Source organism: Aquipseudomonas alcaligenes NBRC 14159, assembly GCF_000467105.1.
In the GTDB taxonomy this organism is placed as follows: Bacteria; Pseudomonadota; Gammaproteobacteria; order Pseudomonadales; family Pseudomonadaceae; genus Aquipseudomonas; species Aquipseudomonas alcaligenes.
Genome location: NZ_BATI01000031.1, coordinates 1 through 15,032, shown reverse-complemented (window position 1 = coordinate 15,032; position 15,032 = coordinate 1). Strand labels below are relative to the sequence as shown.

Sequence of the window (15,032 nt, the reverse complement as noted above, 5' to 3'; positions counted from 1 at the left end):
GTTGTCCATGAGCAAGACCGTCATCACTTCGCCCAACGCCCCCGCCGCCATCGGCACCTATTCCCAGGCGATCAAGGCCGGCAACACCGTGTACCTGTCGGGCCAGATCCCGCTGGACCCGAAGACCATGGAACTGGTGCAGGGCTTCGAGGAGCAGACCGTGCAGGTGTTCGAGAACCTCAAGGCAGTGATCGAGGCCGCCGGCGGCTCGTTCAAGGACGTGGTCAAACTGAACATCTTCCTCACCGACCTGTCGCACTTCGCCAAGGTCAACGAGGTCATGGGCCGCTACTTCGAGCAGCCCTACCCGGCCCGCGCCGCCATCGGCGTGGCCGCCCTGCCGCGCGGCGCGCAGGTGGAAATGGACGGCATCCTGGTCATCGAATAAGCGCCATGCGCCACCTGCTCCCTCTCCTGGCTGCCGCCCTGCTGAGCGGCTGTGCGGGTTCCGCCAACCCGGACGGTACCTGGATCAACCAGTCGATCATCGAGGCCGCCCGCCAGGGTGGCCCGCTGCGCGAGGCATTGCTGGCCTACGGCCCCAACCTCGAATGGCAGCTGGATAGCCGCCAGGGGCTGGCCACCTACAGCAACGGCTTCGAGGCGCCGCAGGGTCGCCTCGGGGCCGGCGCGGAGCGCCAGTGGCGCGTCGACTACCCGGGCGAGCACCACGAAGTGCTGACCCTGCAGGGCCAGCAGCTGGTGCAGCAGGCCAGCACCCAGGGCCCGGAGCAGCACTTTGCCCGCCCGGCCCACGCGGCCGAGGCCGGGGCGCCGATCGGCAGCAGCTTCGAGTGGGCGCTGTACGACGCCTACCTGGGCGGCGAATGGAAGATCCGCAAGGGCGTCGGCGAAGGCGGCCTGGTGCTGTTCCACCCGGACGGCCGCCTGGAGGGCCTGCCCGGCGCCGAGCGCTATGCGCTGTGCCTGGCCGGCGACTGCGCGGCGATGACCGGCGAGCACGACAGCCTGTGGCTGCAGCTGGGCCAGCAGGGCGCGCCCTGGCTGTTCCAGCGCGACGGCGACGAGCTGCGCATCTTCCGGGCGATCAACCGCGCCACCGTGGACGAAGTACCGGACCTGCACCCCGGGCGCCTGGCCTGGCTGCTCGAGCGCGACTGATGCCGCGCGCCCTGTTCCTGCTCTGCCTGCTGCTGGCGGGCCTGCCCGTACAGGCCGAGCAGCGCCATTACGACGACAGCGGACGCTACCTGGGACGCACCGACGACGACGGCCGCGCCTATGACAGCTCCGGGCGCTACACCGGGCGCACCGACGCCGACGGCCGCCAGTACGACGCTTCCGGACGCTATACCGGCCGCACCGATGACGACGGCCGCCGCTATGACGACAGCGGCCGCTATGTCGGGCGCCAGGATCAGGATGGCCGCCACTACGACGATTCCGGACGCTACCAGGGCCGTACCGATCCGGACGGCCGCCACTACGACGCCAGCGGCCGCTACGACGGGCGCAGCGACGACTGAGCGCCCGCCAGCACCGCCGCATAACCCTCGCGATAACTGGGGTATTGCGGCACCCAGCCCAGCGCGCGGGCGCGGGCGTTGCTGCAGCGCTTGCTGCCGGCGCGGCGCACGCTGCTCTGCTCGGCCCAGTGGCTCACGCCCAGCTGCTCACGCAGCCACCCCACCACCTCGTGCAGCGGCGCCGGCGCGTCGTCCACGCCCAGGTAGCAGTCGGCCAGCGGCGTGCCGGCGGCATCGGCCTGCAGCAGGAAGGCCAGCAGGCCCGCCGCATCGTCGGCATGAATACGATTGCCATACAGCGGCGGCTCGCTGGCGACCCGGTAACCCTGGCGCACCTGGTTGAGCAGCCACTGGCGACCGGGGCCGTAGATGCCGGTCAGGCGCACCAGGGTTGCCGGCAGGCCGCTGTCCAGTGCCAGCTGCTCGGCCTCGCGCATCACCCGCCCCGAGTAGCTGCTGGCCTCGGCCGGCGACTGCTCGTCGACCCATTCGCCGTCCGCCTGGGCATACACGCCACTGCTGGAGACGAACAGCAGGCGCTGCGGGCGCTGGCCGCGCTCGACCAGCCAGGCCAGCACATGGCGCAGCCCCTCGACATAGGCACTGCGGTAGCCGGCCTCGTCGTGCTGGCTGGCCGCCACGCAATACACCAGATAGTCGAGCTGCCCCTGCGGCCACGCCGGCGGGCAGGCCGGTTGCTGCAGGTCGCCCGCCACCGGCAGCACGCCTGCCGGCAACTGCGCGACATCACGCCGCAGGCCGTACAGGGTCCAGCCGCTCGGCTCGAGGCTACGCGCCAGGCGGCTGCCGACATCGCCACAGCCAGCAATCATCAGGGTCTTGGGCATGAAAAGGTTCTACCTTGGAAAGTGGGGGAGCGCTTCCGCACCTGAGCACGGGCGGGCCAAAAAGTTACATTGTTTCTTTCACAAACAAGAATTACTTGCAATAATACACGCCGATTTGCACGCAGGGCTCCGCTTCCCTCGTCCGATGCTCCCTTATTTCAGGTCCGGCCAGCATGAATTCTACCGCCCTCCGCGCCCCCTCCCGTCTTTCCCTGACTGCCCTGCTGTTCGGCCTGCTGCTGCCGTTCGGCGCGCTTGCCGAGGAGGCCGCGCCAACCGCCCAGGCGCCAGTTGCCGCCACCGCGGCCAGCGCGCAGGCCGACACCACGCAGGCGCTGCCTGCCACGCCGGCGCTGCATCCGCAGGCCGAGGCCCTCAAGGCCAGCCTGGACGCCCTGGGTGAACAGGCCAGCGCTGAGCAGATCGAGGCCGCCCGCCAGGCGTTCCTGCAGCAGAACGGCATCGCCGGTGCGGACGCCGAGCAGCTGCTGGCTGCCGTGCAGGCGCTGCAGGCCGAAGTCCCCGCCGAGGACGAGGTGCTACACGACCTGTCGCCCTGGGGCATGTACCAGAACGCCGACCGCGTGGTGAAAGGCGTGATGATCGGCCTGGTACTGGCGTCGATCCTGACCTGGACCGTGTGGATCGCCAAGGGCCTGGAACTGCTCGTCGCCCGCCGTCGCCTGCAGCGCGAGCTGCCCGACCTGAAGGGCGCGCGCACGCTCAACCAGGCCGCCGAGCAGGCCCGCGCCAAGCACAGTTTCAGTGCCCTGCTGATCGAGGACGCTCGCGAAGAACTGCGTCTGTCCGCCGGCTGCAAGGAGAAGGAAGGCATCAAGGAGCGCGTCAGCTTCCGCCTCGAACGCCTGGTCGCCGCCAGCGGCCGCAGCATGAGCCAGGGCACCGGCGTGCTCGCCACCATCGGCTCCACCGCGCCCTTCGTCGGCCTGTTCGGCACCGTGTGGGGCATCATGAACAGCTTCATCGGCATCGCCGAGTCGCAGACCACCAACCTCGCCGTGGTTGCCCCGGGCATCGCCGAGGCCCTGCTGGCCACCGCCCTGGGCCTGGTCGCGGCCATTCCGGCCGTGGTCATCTACAACGTCTTCGCCCGCTCCATCGCCGGCTACAAGGCCCAGGTCGCCGATGCCTCGGCGCAGGTCCTGCTGCTGGTCAGCCGCGACCTCGACCAGCCCGCCCCCGAGCGCGCCCAGGCGCCGATCGCCAAGGCGGTATGACCCATGGGGCTGCATCTGCACGAGGGCGGTGACGACCTCCAGGAAAACCACGAGATCAACGTCACGCCCTTCATCGACGTGATGCTGGTACTGCTGATCATCTTCATGGTCGCCGCGCCCCTGGCCACGGTAGACGTCAAGGTCGACCTGCCGGCCTCCACCGCCAAACCGGTACCGCGCCCGGACCAGCCGGTGTACCTGAGCATCAAGGAAGACACCAGCCTGTACCTGGACAACCAGCAGATCGACCCGGCGCAGCTCGGCGCGGCGCTGGACCGCCTGACCGCCGGCGACAAGCAGAAGACCATCTTCGTCCGTGGCGACAAGGGCGTGGACTATGCCGACCTGATGAGCGTGATGGACAACCTGCGCGGCGCCGGTTACCTGAAGATCGGCCTGGTCGGCCTGGAAACGGTCGGCAAGCAATGAGCCCAGCGCGTCGCCTGCCGCTGTGGGCTGTCAGCCTGCTCGCCGTGCTCGGCCTGCATGCCGGCCTCTATTACCTGGCCCTGCTGTGGAAGCCGGCGCTCACGCCAGTGCTGCTGGAACCGGCGGCGATGCTGATCGAGCTGGAGCCGCTGGTCGCCCCGCCGCAGCCGACACCGCCGCAGCCGGTGGCCGAGCCGGAGCCGGAGCCCATTCCCGAGGTAGTCGAAGCGCCAGAGCCCAAGCTGGCCATCGTCAAGCCCAAGCCGCAGGTCAAACCCAAGCCGCAGCCGCCCAAGCCGGAGGTCAAGCCGCAGCCGGAGGCGCCCAAGGTGGCCAGCCAGGAGACCAGCGCGGCGCCGGTGCGCGCGCCGGTACAGCAGCAGACCAGCCAGGGCGAGATCGACCGCGAACGTGCCCTGTGGATGGCCAAACTGCAGGCTTACCTGAGCAAACGCCTGCACTACCCGGACCGTGAGCGGCGCTTCAACCGTCCGGGCAGCAAGCATGCGCTGCTGGTCAACTTCACCATCGATGCCCAGGGCCGCATTCTCGCCAGCGAAGTGAAGCAGTCGACCGCGCGCAGCTCCTTCGACCGCGACGTGCAACGCCAGCTGCGCAAGGCCAGCCCGGTACCGCCGCCACCGGCCAAGGTGCTGAGCGGCAACCGCATGACCATCGATTACCCGCTGAACTTCACCCTCACCCGCTGAACGCCGGGCGCATCGTTGCATGCGCCTTGGTTCCATTGAATACAGTCGCTATGCTTGCCGGCATCTCAATGGAATTTACCTATGACCCTCACCGAGCTGCGCTACATCGTCACCCTCGCCCAGGAACAGCACTTCGGCCGCGCCGCCGAGCGCTGCCACGTCAGCCAGCCGACCCTGTCGGTGGGGGTGAAGAAACTGGAAGACGAGCTCGGCGTGCTGATCTTCGAGCGCAGCAAGAGCGCGGTGCGCCTGACCCCGGTCGGCGAAGGCATCGTCACCCAGGCGCAGAAGGTGCTGGAGCAGGCCCAGGGCATCCGCGAACTGGCCCAGGCCGGCAAGAACCAGCTGACCGCACCGCTGAAGATCGGCGCCATCTACACGGTCGGCCCCTACCTGTTCCCGCACCTGATTCCCCAGCTGCACCGGGTGGCGCCGCAGATGCCGCTGTACATCGAGGAAAACTTCACCCATATCCTGCGCGACAAGCTGCGCACCGGCGAGCTGGACGCGATCATCATCGCCCTGCCGTTCCAGGAAGCCGACGTACTGACCAAGCCGCTGTACGACGAGCCGTTCTTCGCCCTGCTGCCGGCCGGCCACCCCTGGGCCGCGCGTGAAAGCATCGACACCGAACTGCTCAACGACAAAAGCCTGCTGCTGCTCGGCGAGGGCCACTGCTTCCGCGACCAGGTGCTGGAAGCCTGCCCGAGCCTGCGCAAGGGCGGCGAGGACGCGGCCAAACACACCACGGTGGAATCCAGCTCGCTGGAGACCATCCGCCATATGGTCGCCTCGGGCCTGGGCATCTCGATCCTGCCGTTCTCCGCAGTGGACAGCCACCACTACGCCCCCGGCGTGATCGAGGTGCGCCCGCTGACGCCGCCGGCGCCGTTCCGCACCGTCGCCATCGCCTGGCGCGCCAGCTTCCCGCGGCCCAAGGCCATCGAAGTGCTGGCCGACTCGATCCGCCTGTGCTCGGTGGCGCGCCCGCAGGGTGAAGCCCTGCCGGCATGACCGAGCTGGCCCAGGTCCCGGTCACCGCGCTGAAGGGCGTGGGTGACGCGCTGGCCGAGAAACTCGCCAAGGTCGGCCTGGAAACCCTGCAGGACGTTTTGTTCCACCTGCCGCTGCGTTACCAGGACCGCACCCGCATCACCCCCATCGGCGCCCTGCGCCCGGGGCAGGACGCAGTGGTCGAGGGCGTGGTGGCCGGCGCTGACGTGGCCATGGGCCGCCGCCGCAGCCTGCTGGTGCGCCTGCAGGATGGCACCGGCACCCTGTCGCTGCGCTTCTTCCATTTCAGCCAGGCACAGAAGGACGGCCTCAAGCGCGGCACCGCGCTGCGCTGCTACGGCGAGATCCGCCCCGGCGCCACCGGCCTGGAGATCTACCACCCGGAATACCGCGCGCAGAGCGGCGACGAGCCGGCCCCGGTAGAACAGACCCTGACGCCGATCTACCCGACCACCGAAGGCCTGACCCAGCAGCGCCTGCGCCAGCTCAGCCAGCAGGCCCTGGCCCGCCTTGGCCCGCACAGCCTGCCGGACTGGCTACCGGCCGAGCTGGCCCGCGACTACCAACTCGGTGCGCTCGACGAAGCGTTGCGCTACCTGCACCGCCCGCCGCCGGATGCCGATCTCGACGAGCTGGCCGAGGGCCGTCACTGGGCCCAGCACCGCCTGGCCTTCGAGGAGTTGCTGACCCACCAGCTGTCGCTGCAGCGCTTGCGCGAGCAGGTGCGCGCGCAGCAGGCGCCGGTCCTGCCGAGGGCGCAGACGCTGCCGCAGCGCTTCCTCGCCAACCTCGGCTTCGCCCCCACCGGCGCTCAGCTGCGCGTCGGCGCCGAGATCGCCTACGACCTCAGCCAGAGCGAGCCGATGCTGCGCCTGGTGCAGGGCGATGTCGGCGCAGGCAAGACCGTGGTGGCGGCACTCGCCGCGCTGCAGGCACTGGAGGCCGGCTACCAGGTGGCGCTGATGGCGCCGACCGAGATCCTCGCCGAGCAGCACTTCCTCAATTTCAGCAGGTGGCTGCAGCCACTGGGCCTGGAGGTCGCCTGGCTGGCCGGCAAGCTCAAGGGCAAGGCCCGCGCGGCGGCGCTGGAACAGATCGCCGGCGGCTGCCCGATGGTGGTCGGTACCCACGCGCTGTTCCAGGACGAAGTGCGCTTCCAGAAACTGGCCCTGGTGATCATCGACGAACAGCACCGCTTCGGCGTGCAGCAGCGCCTGGCACTGCGGCAGAAAGGTATCGACGGGCGCCTGTGCCCGCACCAGCTGATCATGACAGCCACGCCCATCCCGCGCACCCTGGCGATGAGCGCCTACGCCGATCTGGATACCTCGATCCTCGACGAACTGCCGCCCGGGCGCACCCCGGTGAATACCCTGGTGATCGCCGACAGCCGCCGCCTCGAGGTGGTCGAGCGCGTGCGTCTGGCCTGCCGCGAGGGGCGCCAGGCCTACTGGGTGTGCACGCTGATCGAGGAATCCGAGGAACTCACCTGCCAGGCGGCGGAGACCAGCTTCGAGGAGCTCTCCAGCGCGCTGGGCGAGCTGCGCGTCGGGCTGATCCACGGGCGCATGAAACCCGCCGAGAAGGCCGCGATGATGGACCAGTTCAAGCGCGGCGAGCTGCAGCTGCTGGTCGCCACCACGGTGATCGAGGTGGGCGTCGACGTGCCCAACGCCAGCCTGATGATCATCGAGAACCCCGAGCGCCTCGGCCTGGCCCAGCTGCACCAGTTGCGCGGCCGGGTCGGCCGCGGCAGCGCCGCCAGCCACTGTGTGCTGCTCTACCATGCGCCGCTGTCGCAGCTCGGCCGCGAACGCCTGAGCATCATGCGCGAGACCTGCGACGGTTTCGTCATCGCCGAAAAGGACCTGGAACTGCGTGGCCCCGGCGAGATGCTCGGCACCCGCCAGACCGGCCTGCTGCAATTCAAGGTGGCCGACCTGATGCGCGATGCCGACCTGCTGCCGGCCGTACGCGAAGCGGCGCAAGAGCTGCTGGCACGCTGGCCGCAGCACGTCAGCCCGCTGCTGGAGCGCTGGTTGCGCCATGGCCAGCAGTACGGCCAAGTGTGACGTAGCGCACACACTGCCGTTGGTCGCCCGTCCGGCGGCCGAGCGAACCCCACGAGGCGCTGGTTATACTCCCAGATAAGTAGTCCCTGCCGGATGTCGCCCATGACCGAAGTCGCCCTCGTCCCCGATACCGCCCCGCGTCCGCCGGCGGTGATCCTGCAACTCCTCGAGAAGCTCGGCGTACCCTGCCACATCCGCCCTGATCACCCAGCCCTGGCCGCCAGCCGCCGCGTGCAGGCCGCGCTGCTGGACGACGCGGTCGGCGCCCTGCTGGTGCTGTTCCCGCAGAACCAGCTGCTCGACCTCAATCGCCTGGCCGAGCTGACCGGGCGCAAGCTCACCGCGGTCAAGCCCGAGCGCATGGAGCGCATGCTGTCCAAACACAGCCTCGGCGTGCTGCCGGGACTGCCGCCGCTGACCAGCTCGCCCTGCCTGTACGACGAGCGCCTGCTGCAGGAGCCCAGCCTGCTGGTGGAATCCGGCCAGCCGGGCGTGCTGCTGGAGATCGGCAGCGAGCACTACAAGAGCATCCTGCTGGCCAAGGCCAGCGCCGCGCGCTTCGGTGAGCCGCTGGCCAGCATCCGCCCGAACCTGGACCGTCCGGATGACGACCGCGCCGAAATCACCCAGGCCGTGCAGGCCTTCACCGCCCGGCGCATCCAGCAGCGCCTGGAAGAAACCATCGAGATCCCGCCGCTGCCGGAAACCGCGCAGAAGATCATCAAGCTGCGCGTCGACCCGGACGCCACCGTGGATGACATCACCGGCGTGGTCGAGACCGACCCGGCGCTGGCCGCTCAGGTGGTCAGCTGGGCCGCCTCGCCCTACTACGCGGCGCCGGGCAAGATCCGCTCGGTGGAAGACGCCATCGTGCGCGTGCTGGGCTTCGACCTGGTGATCAACCTGGCTCTCGGCCTGGCCCTGGGCAAGACCCTCAGCCTGCCCAAGGACCAGCCGCAGCAGGCCACCCCCTACTGGCAGCAGGCAATCTACACCGCCGCCATCATCGAGGGCCTGACCCGCGCCATGCCGCGCGCGCAGCGCCCGGAAGCCGGCCTGACCTACCTCGCCGGCCTGCTGCACAACTTCGGCTACCTGGTCCTGGCGCACGTGTTCCCGCCGCACTTCTCGCTGATCTGCCGGCACCTGGAAGTCAACCCGCACCTGGGCACCGGCTATATCGAGCAGCACCTGCTGGGCATCACCCGCGAGCAGATCGGCGCCTGGCTGATGCGTTTCTGGGACATGCCGGAAGAGCTGGCCACCGCCCTGCGCTTCCAGCATGACCCGAGCTACGACGGCGCCCACGCCGCCTACCCGAACCTGGTGTGCCTGGCGGTCAACCTGCTGCGCAGCCGCGGCATCGGCAGCGGTCCGCAACACGAGCTGCCCGATGAACTGTTCGAGCGCCTCGGGCTGACCCGCGACAAGGCCGAAGACGCACTGGACAAGGTGCTGCAGGCCGAAGCCGCGCTGCGCGAGCTGGCCTCGCAGTTCAACCACCCGCACTGAGTGCCGCGCCAGGCATGAAAAAAGGGACCCGAGGGTCCCTTTTTGCTTACTTGAGCTTGGCTCGCCGCGCCGCGAAGACCTCGGGCAGTGCCTGCGCACTGGCCTCCAGCACGGCCCGCAGCGGCGCCTGCTCGTACAGCGCGGCGTACTCGGCCAGCTGTTCACTGGGCGTCTGCCGGTAGGCGTACAGCATGAAGGCCTCGATACCCTTGGCGCTGGACTCGCGCAGCGGCGGCAGCTGGGCCGCCGTCTGCTCGGCCAGGGACTTCTCGTCGAGGTCGCCACCACGGGCGCGCAGCGCCAGCAGGGCCTGGGTCTTGCCCACCTCGTAGCGCAGCAGGGTAGCCAGCTCGGTGGTATGCGCGGCCTCGTCCAGGCGCTGCACCAGCTCCAGGCGCTTGCCCAGCGGCGGGCGCTCCTGCAGCTGCTGGCGGTAGGCGGGCAGACCACCATCCTCGCCCACGGCCCGCTCGGCGGCGGTGAAATGCCGCGCCAGCGGGCTGTCGAGCAGTTTCAGCGCGGCATCAAGCTGCTCGCGCTTGACCTGCTTGGCCACCCTGGCCGCCAGATCGCGACACAGCGGCGCAGCCGCGAAGGCCTGCTCCAGCGCCTTCTGCTGCTCGGCCTGCATGCCGCGCTGCAGCAGCGGCGCAGTCTGTTCGCACAGCAGTTTGACACCGGACAGCTCCAGCACACGCTCCAGCGTGTTATCGGCCGCACGCGCGGGGCCGGCCAGGGCGAGCAGGGCAGCGAACAGAAGGTGAGACAGGCGCATGACGAAGGTTCCGTGGCAAAGACCCAGCCTAACCAGGCGGCGGGCGGCAGACCAGCGCGGGAAAGCGGCTCAGGCCGCTTTCTTGACCTCGGTCTTCTTTTTCTTCTTCGGCACCACGTGCTTGAGCAGGCCCTGGAACCAGATCACCAGCGCCGGGTTGCCCTGGATCTGGATGTCCTTGTTCTGGATGCCCTGCATGAAGGCCAGCTGCTTGTTCTTGGCGTTCATGGTGGCGAAACCGTAGAGAGCGTCCTTGAAGCCGATGGCGAAGGCCGGCTCGCGGGCCACGCCGGCATGACTGGTGACGCGCTTGTCCTTGATCCGGTAGTGACGGGCAACCTTGCCGTCGAGGGTATGCAGCTGGAACACCAGTTCCTTGCCCTCCAGCTGCTGCTGGAATTCGGCATTGGTACGGCTGGCCTTGGCCATCAGACGGCCCAGCATCCAGAGGAGAAAGCGGAATTTCATGGCACGCAGCCTCGAGGGTAATGAAATCGGCGGCGCATTGTAGCGGATGGCGCGGCGCACTACATCCCGTCAAACGGGCGGTTTACGCGCGGAGGGGAGTGGCCCGGAGCCGCGCGGCTCCGGGCCGGGACGTGCTCAGTTGACCGCGTCTTTCAATAACCATTGAGAAATACCGTTTCATTTTTTGAAACACCGCCACCCCCCACCAGATCAGCTCACCGTTGAGAATTCTTTTGATCAAGCAGAACATTCGTTTCATTTTATAGAAAAAAGCTTGCCCCTTCGGGCGAAAACACCCTCAGGTGCTTCTACCCGGCATGTCAAAATCGTCTCCATGTATCCTTTCGCCGCCCAAAAATGACAGCTATTGCAAAACTCATTTCGATCAAAATCCTTGTCGCTCACGATCACCCGGCACTGCGCTCACATATTCGAACCTGCCTTGAGAAGTTTGGCTACGAGGTAACAGAGACAGAAAGCTGCAAGCAAGCCACAATCGTCATGAATACATCAAAGTTCTCGGCGATGGTTTTTAATGGTGACGCGCCAGACTTTTTATCCGAAGCCCCTTTAATAATCAGGTGCTCAACTATAAACAAAGACACCCCATGCATTATTTTGGCGCAAGCTAATTCACTGATCATTAATAATAAAACCTTCAACCCGAAGATTGATGATTACTTGCTTAAGCCATTCAAAATTGAGGTTATTGCAAAGCGCATCGCCGCCATAATAAAACCGAAGAATCTAGGATCTATTACGTCTATAGGCAGCATGACACTTTGCGACAAAAAAGGGACGCTCACTATTGGCGGATCAACGTCGAGGCTTCCGAAAAGGCAACATCAAATACTCTTTACACTAGCCAAACATGCGCCTCGAGTAGTCCATCAAGATCTAATTATTGCTGCACTTGATGCTCAGAAAGAATGCAAATCAAGCGATGATACGACTATCAAGTCTACGATTTATCGATTGCGCAAGAGCTTGCGAGATGCTGGCAGTGATGTACGCATCAAAAACGTTCGGGGATGTGGATACAGAGTCCAAATCCCAGAATGCGAGCCATCGGACTGAAAGCCCACTCGGCCTCAGCTAAAATTCGCGGCAAATATTCAAATACGGATGAGGAACATATCCCCAATGGCATAGAGCGGGTAAGAGTCGTTACATCTACGCTTACTCTCGGCGAATTTTAAGGCCTCCCACTACCAATAAGGAATTCTGGTTTGGGTCTGACCGCATAATCCGAGCTGGCTTTGGTTTTTTATTTCCAAGCCTCCTCCACAGCGTGAGCGGGAATTTAATAATTAGAAGTGCTGCTTGGTGAGATGGCGCACAACATGGCTCACAAACTCGGCATGCGGAGCTCGATGCTCATCCCATCTTCTTGCGTTCTTTGGCCATGGCCTGTAATCCGCAGTTGTAAGCACAAGCCGGTTTTTGGCCCTAGAGATTCCAACAAAGAACACGCATCGCTCTTGGTCGAGTTGCCCCCAGAACGTTTGTTGCTCGACGCCAAGCACAACTACCGAATGAAACTCCAAACCTTTGCTTTTATGCATGGTTAGGAACCGAACTGCCGAATCGTCAGAAAGCCGTGCCAATGCTCTGAGTAAATCTGGCTCTGTAGCCAGTAGCCCTCTGATGCGCTCACGAACTTCGCGAACAATCTCTAACAGACGAGCCTTGGAGCGGTAGTCGGCGGAGAGTGCACTGACGGACGAGAAGCCTAGTTTTTTGAGGAATTCATTGGCCATATCCCACCATGAGGCATATGGATTCGCTGTTTTGCGCTCTTGCTTAACTTTCTTCAGGTGCTCACGATAGGTCTCTTCGAAGATCCGTTGGGCACTGCTTCGGCTGTCGTCGTCCTCGAACGGGGTGAAGTGGTCCATTAATCGAGACCATGCTTCTGCTTGCTCCTGGCCGTACAGGCAAGTGAGGTAGTCGACTACAAGGCTGACTGCCGGCTCTTTCAGGAGATCCTGAAGGTTGTGATCGTTGCGATGAGCGATTCCCAACTCAGTGAGTCGAAACATTAGGAATTCGCCGTACTCTTCAATCTGACGAGGCATCAAAACGGCGATCTGACTAGGTGGTATGCCTTCCTGAGAAATCCAGCGCTGAATAAGGTTCGCTACAGCCTGCGCTTCCTCCGCGGCATTTGGGAAACGCCCCGCCAAAATCTCCCCCCCATCACCCTTGGCAAGATCTTCCGGCATCACCGCATCAGCCTCAATCTCCCGAATGACGTCATTCTGCATCCGCAGAAGGGCTGGCTGGGACCGGAAGTTCAAGAACAGGCGCAGAGGGCGGGCACCAAAGTCGTCAGCGTAAGTTTTGAAGATTCCTTCAAGTGCGCCTGCCCAACCCATGATGGTCTGCTTGGTATCTCCTACAGCGGTCAGGATCGCTGGTGTACCGTGGAACAGCAGTTTTATCAGTTCGTATTGGTCTGCAGTGCAGTCTTGGAATTCGTCAAGGAACACATGTGAATAGGACTGACGTATTGCATTGCGGGCGATCACGCTCTCTTTCACGATCCGAAGGGCAAGCGGGAGCAGATGATTGAAGGTGATCTGTTTGCCTCGGATGTACTGTGGACCAATTTCGTAGTCTTGGCTCAACGCCTCATCCACCAAAATTGGGTGGAACCGATCAATGATCCTCTTCGCAAAGCCATGAAAGGTAACGCTGTCGAAGCGTGACGAGTAATCCCAGCCACAGCGAAGCTGAACCCGCTGTTTGAGATTCCGACTGGCATCGGTCTTGAACGAGACGGCAAGTATGCGTTTCGGGTAGCGGCAGGAGTTCGTACGTAGAAGAAAGTCCGCTCGCTGCGCAAGTACTTCTGTTTTGCCTGCACCAGGACCAGCAGTAAGCACTACTGACTCTTCTCGCTCCCGGATAGCCTCCCACGCATTTCTCTCCAGTCGAATTCCTGGGGAGGGAACCCAGCGTTCAGGCTTGATCATTCCGGTGACTCATCGAGCCGTTCGATAACTTTATCTGCGAGCCGATCCAGCGACTCAGGCAGGCCATCAAGAAGCTCCTGATCAGTGAGCCTTCCTAGCGCGCCCAAGTGGGCTGCAGGCTTGCTGCTCAACTTGAAAAGCTTGTGGTAAGCCTCGAACAAGCTCTGTTCATCTTCGTCGTATTGGTCGGGATTGAAATGGCTATCTCCTAAGACCTTGGTGTGGCTCTTTGGGGTTGCTGCGATGGCTTCAGCCTCATATGCCTGTGGGAAGGCACACAGCATTGCAAAGTCCAGATCCAAGGGGTCGGAGAAGAAAACGCTCCTTTTTTCGAGCTCGTTGAAGAGGCTTACTGTTCCACTCTCGAACCAGTTATGGGTTCGTACAGGCGTGTTGGGATCGTTCCATTCATGGTAAGGCCAGCCAGCGGGTAGGTTATTTTCAGGAGCATACTGAGCAAGCTGGTCCCTGACGTACTTCACGCGTCCCCACCCGCCCTGATGGCGGCCGACATCAAGGTCAAGGAGCGTGATGTAGGGAGTTCCGATCGCTGAGAGCAACCGCCAAAAGTGGTTCACATGGCGACCACCGAGCGGGGCAATTGCAACAGCAAATTCATCGACAGGTGCCCCCTTCGCCTGAAGGATTCTGGGCAGTACGATCTCTTCGCTATCACCTTCCCCCAGCACCACCAGTCGAGCGAAATAGATCTCAGGAAACGCCTGCACCGCCTCCCTAACAAACTTGTAAGCGTCGGTATGCTTCTGAGGTAGCTGAATAGTTGTGACTTGGGTGCGCCGATCTCCATTCAGTCGCAGGTACCGGATGTTTTCAGGCTCAACCCGCCGCAGCATAGAGGGCGCTTGAGTGGCTATCAGTGCTTGGGCATCCACGTCGACTGAGGACTTCAGCGAGTTGACGATGCGGCCGAGGTAATGTGGCGAAAGGCTGTTTTCCGGCTCTTCCACCGCGAGGATGGTGAATGCCGGCGGTTTCAATTTATGGGGATCGAAAGCCTTGTTCTCTCCCGACCTCACATCACGCCCTATCGTGAGTGCTGACAGGACCAGCGAGAGGTACAGCATGGACTTCTGCCCATCACTCAGGCGTGCAAAGTCAACCTGATTTTCTCCATGGCCAGGGCTGAAGGAGACAGTGAGGTGCCGAAGTAATGCTTCGATCTCAGAGTTCTCAAACGTCAGGCGGGGCGATGCAAAGAAGTCCCCCTTGTGCAGACGCTGCCAAGCAGTGGTGAGGCTATCGCTCAGTGTTTTAACTGACTCGTTCTCAACAAGGCAGTCAGTAATTTGCTCTGTGAGATCCTTTACCGTCTCTCGGTCTTCAGTCCAGTTGGCAGCTCGTAGGAGCCGCCCCAGAAGGGCTGTTGCGCCGTAGGCGACGTGATCGGAAGGATCGCGCTTGGCTGGGAGGTAGTGGAGATGGATTGTGTCACGATGCCGTTTTGGAACCGCCTGTTTCGATACAGGCTCGTCATTTGCGG

Annotated in this window: 15 protein-coding genes; 10 read left to right on the top strand and 5 right to left on the bottom strand. The window is 64.0% G+C overall.

The features are described 5' to 3' along the window. The first annotated feature begins 7 nt into the window (after window positions 1-7). Genes PA6_RS16125 through PA6_RS16115 form a run of 3 tightly spaced genes read left to right on the top strand, consistent with a single transcriptional unit; the run spans window position 8 to window position 1,487 of the window. A complete protein-coding gene (locus PA6_RS16125; RefSeq protein ID WP_021702007.1) occupies window positions 8-388 on the top strand; it encodes a RidA family protein in 381 nt (126 codons plus the stop codon). A gap of 5 nt (window positions 389-393) precedes the next feature. Continuing rightward, window positions 394-1,122, top strand: a complete 729-nt coding sequence (locus tag PA6_RS16120) for a hypothetical protein (RefSeq protein ID WP_021702006.1) — start codon at window positions 394-396, stop codon at window positions 1,120-1,122. Continuing rightward, complete coding sequence (locus tag PA6_RS16115; RefSeq protein ID WP_021702005.1) at window positions 1,122-1,487, top strand: hypothetical protein; 366 nt, start codon at window positions 1,122-1,124, stop codon at window positions 1,485-1,487. The genes PA6_RS16120 and PA6_RS16115 overlap by 1 nt, the downstream gene beginning before the upstream one ends. On the opposite strand, the gene PA6_RS16110 is transcribed toward PA6_RS16115, so the two are convergent. Next, entirely contained in the window at window positions 1,463-2,335 is an 873-nt protein-coding gene (locus PA6_RS16110; RefSeq protein ID WP_021702004.1) for an SDR family oxidoreductase, read from the bottom strand. The two genes, PA6_RS16115 and PA6_RS16110, sit on opposite strands and share 25 nt — an antisense overlap. A 173-nt stretch (window positions 2,336-2,508) precedes the next feature. Here PA6_RS16110 and exbB point away from each other — a divergent pair, with 173 nt between their 5' ends. The 6 genes from exbB to PA6_RS16080 all read left to right on the top strand — a co-directional run bounded on the left by exbB (window position 2,509) and on the right by PA6_RS16080 (window position 9,310). Further along, window positions 2,509-3,573, top strand: coding sequence for a tonB-system energizer ExbB (gene exbB / locus PA6_RS16105; RefSeq protein ID WP_021702003.1), 1,065 nt, complete (start codon window positions 2,509-2,511; stop codon window positions 3,571-3,573). 3 nt (window positions 3,574-3,576) lie between these two features. Continuing rightward, a complete protein-coding gene (gene exbD / locus PA6_RS16100) occupies window positions 3,577-4,002 on the top strand; it encodes a TonB system transport protein ExbD (RefSeq protein ID WP_021702002.1) in 426 nt (141 codons plus the stop codon). Then, entirely contained in the window at window positions 3,999-4,712 is a 714-nt protein-coding gene (locus PA6_RS16095) for an energy transducer TonB family protein (RefSeq protein ID WP_021702001.1), read from the top strand. The genes exbD and PA6_RS16095 overlap by 4 nt, the downstream gene beginning before the upstream one ends. 81 nt (window positions 4,713-4,793) lie before the next feature. Beyond that, window positions 4,794-5,726: a hydrogen peroxide-inducible genes activator gene (locus PA6_RS16090; protein WP_021702000.1), complete on the top strand. Its 933-nt coding sequence runs from the start codon at window positions 4,794-4,796 to the stop codon at window positions 5,724-5,726. Further along, window positions 5,723-7,798 carry an ATP-dependent DNA helicase RecG gene (recG, locus tag PA6_RS16085; RefSeq protein WP_021701999.1) on the top strand — a complete coding sequence of 692 codons (2,076 nt, stop codon included), beginning with the start codon at window positions 5,723-5,725 and terminating at the stop codon, window positions 7,796-7,798. The genes PA6_RS16090 and recG overlap by 4 nt, the downstream gene beginning before the upstream one ends. 102 nt (window positions 7,799-7,900) lie before the next feature. Next, window positions 7,901-9,310: an aminoacyl-tRNA deacylase and HDOD domain-containing protein gene (locus PA6_RS16080; protein ID WP_021701998.1), complete on the top strand. Its 1,410-nt coding sequence runs from the start codon at window positions 7,901-7,903 to the stop codon at window positions 9,308-9,310. A 46-nt stretch (window positions 9,311-9,356) separates the two neighbouring features. Here PA6_RS16080 and PA6_RS16075 read toward each other — a convergent pair whose 3' ends face one another. Both PA6_RS16075 and PA6_RS16070 read right to left on the bottom strand, forming a co-directional pair. Beyond that, a complete protein-coding gene (locus PA6_RS16075) occupies window positions 9,357-10,085 on the bottom strand; it encodes a hypothetical protein (protein WP_021701997.1) in 729 nt (242 codons plus the stop codon). A 69-nt stretch (window positions 10,086-10,154) separates the two neighbouring features. Further along, window positions 10,155-10,553 carry a hypothetical protein gene (locus PA6_RS16070; protein WP_021701996.1) on the bottom strand — a complete coding sequence of 133 codons (399 nt, stop codon included), beginning with the start codon at window positions 10,551-10,553 and terminating at the stop codon, window positions 10,155-10,157. A gap of 357 nt (window positions 10,554-10,910) precedes the next feature. Here PA6_RS16070 and PA6_RS22845 point away from each other — a divergent pair, with 357 nt between their 5' ends. Then, entirely contained in the window at window positions 10,911-11,630 is a 720-nt protein-coding gene (locus tag PA6_RS22845) for a response regulator transcription factor (protein ID WP_081672164.1), read from the top strand. A 233-nt stretch (window positions 11,631-11,863) separates the two neighbouring features. On the opposite strand, the gene PA6_RS16065 is transcribed toward PA6_RS22845, so the two are convergent. After that, complete coding sequence (locus PA6_RS16065; protein WP_021701995.1) at window positions 11,864-13,531, bottom strand: UvrD-helicase domain-containing protein; 1,668 nt, start codon at window positions 13,529-13,531, stop codon at window positions 11,864-11,866. Then, the coding region (locus PA6_RS16060; RefSeq protein WP_021701994.1) for an ATP-dependent nuclease at window positions 13,528-15,032 on the bottom strand (1,505 nt) is incomplete at its 5' end. The genes PA6_RS16065 and PA6_RS16060, both read right to left, overlap by 4 nt.

Excerpts from the sequence above, each read along its gene's own strand:
- PA6_RS16125 (WP_021702007.1), top strand. The coding sequence starts at position 8 with ATGAGCAAGACCGTCATCACTTCGCCCAACGCCCCCGCCGCCATCGGC.
- PA6_RS16120 (WP_021702006.1), top strand. The coding sequence starts at position 394 with ATGCGCCACCTGCTCCCTCTCCTGGCTGCCGCCCTGCTGAGCGGCTGT.
- PA6_RS16115 (WP_021702005.1), top strand. The coding sequence starts at position 1,122 with ATGCCGCGCGCCCTGTTCCTGCTCTGCCTGCTGCTGGCGGGCCTGCCC.
- PA6_RS16110 (WP_021702004.1), bottom strand. The coding sequence starts at position 2,335 with ATGCCCAAGACCCTGATGATTGCTGGCTGTGGCGATGTCGGCAGCCGC.
- exbB (WP_021702003.1), top strand. The coding sequence starts at position 2,509 with ATGAATTCTACCGCCCTCCGCGCCCCCTCCCGTCTTTCCCTGACTGCC.
- exbD (WP_021702002.1), top strand. The coding sequence starts at position 3,577 with ATGGGGCTGCATCTGCACGAGGGCGGTGACGACCTCCAGGAAAACCAC.
- PA6_RS16095 (WP_021702001.1), top strand. The coding sequence starts at position 3,999 with ATGAGCCCAGCGCGTCGCCTGCCGCTGTGGGCTGTCAGCCTGCTCGCC.
- PA6_RS16090 (WP_021702000.1), top strand. The coding sequence starts at position 4,794 with ATGACCCTCACCGAGCTGCGCTACATCGTCACCCTCGCCCAGGAACAG.
- recG (WP_021701999.1), top strand. The coding sequence starts at position 5,723 with ATGACCGAGCTGGCCCAGGTCCCGGTCACCGCGCTGAAGGGCGTGGGT.
- PA6_RS16080 (WP_021701998.1), top strand. The coding sequence starts at position 7,901 with ATGACCGAAGTCGCCCTCGTCCCCGATACCGCCCCGCGTCCGCCGGCG.
- PA6_RS16075 (WP_021701997.1), bottom strand. The coding sequence starts at position 10,085 with ATGCGCCTGTCTCACCTTCTGTTCGCTGCCCTGCTCGCCCTGGCCGGC.
- PA6_RS16070 (WP_021701996.1), bottom strand. The coding sequence starts at position 10,553 with ATGAAATTCCGCTTTCTCCTCTGGATGCTGGGCCGTCTGATGGCCAAG.
- PA6_RS22845 (WP_081672164.1), top strand. The coding sequence starts at position 10,911 with ATGACAGCTATTGCAAAACTCATTTCGATCAAAATCCTTGTCGCTCAC.
- PA6_RS16065 (WP_021701995.1), bottom strand. The coding sequence starts at position 13,531 with ATGATCAAGCCTGAACGCTGGGTTCCCTCCCCAGGAATTCGACTGGAG.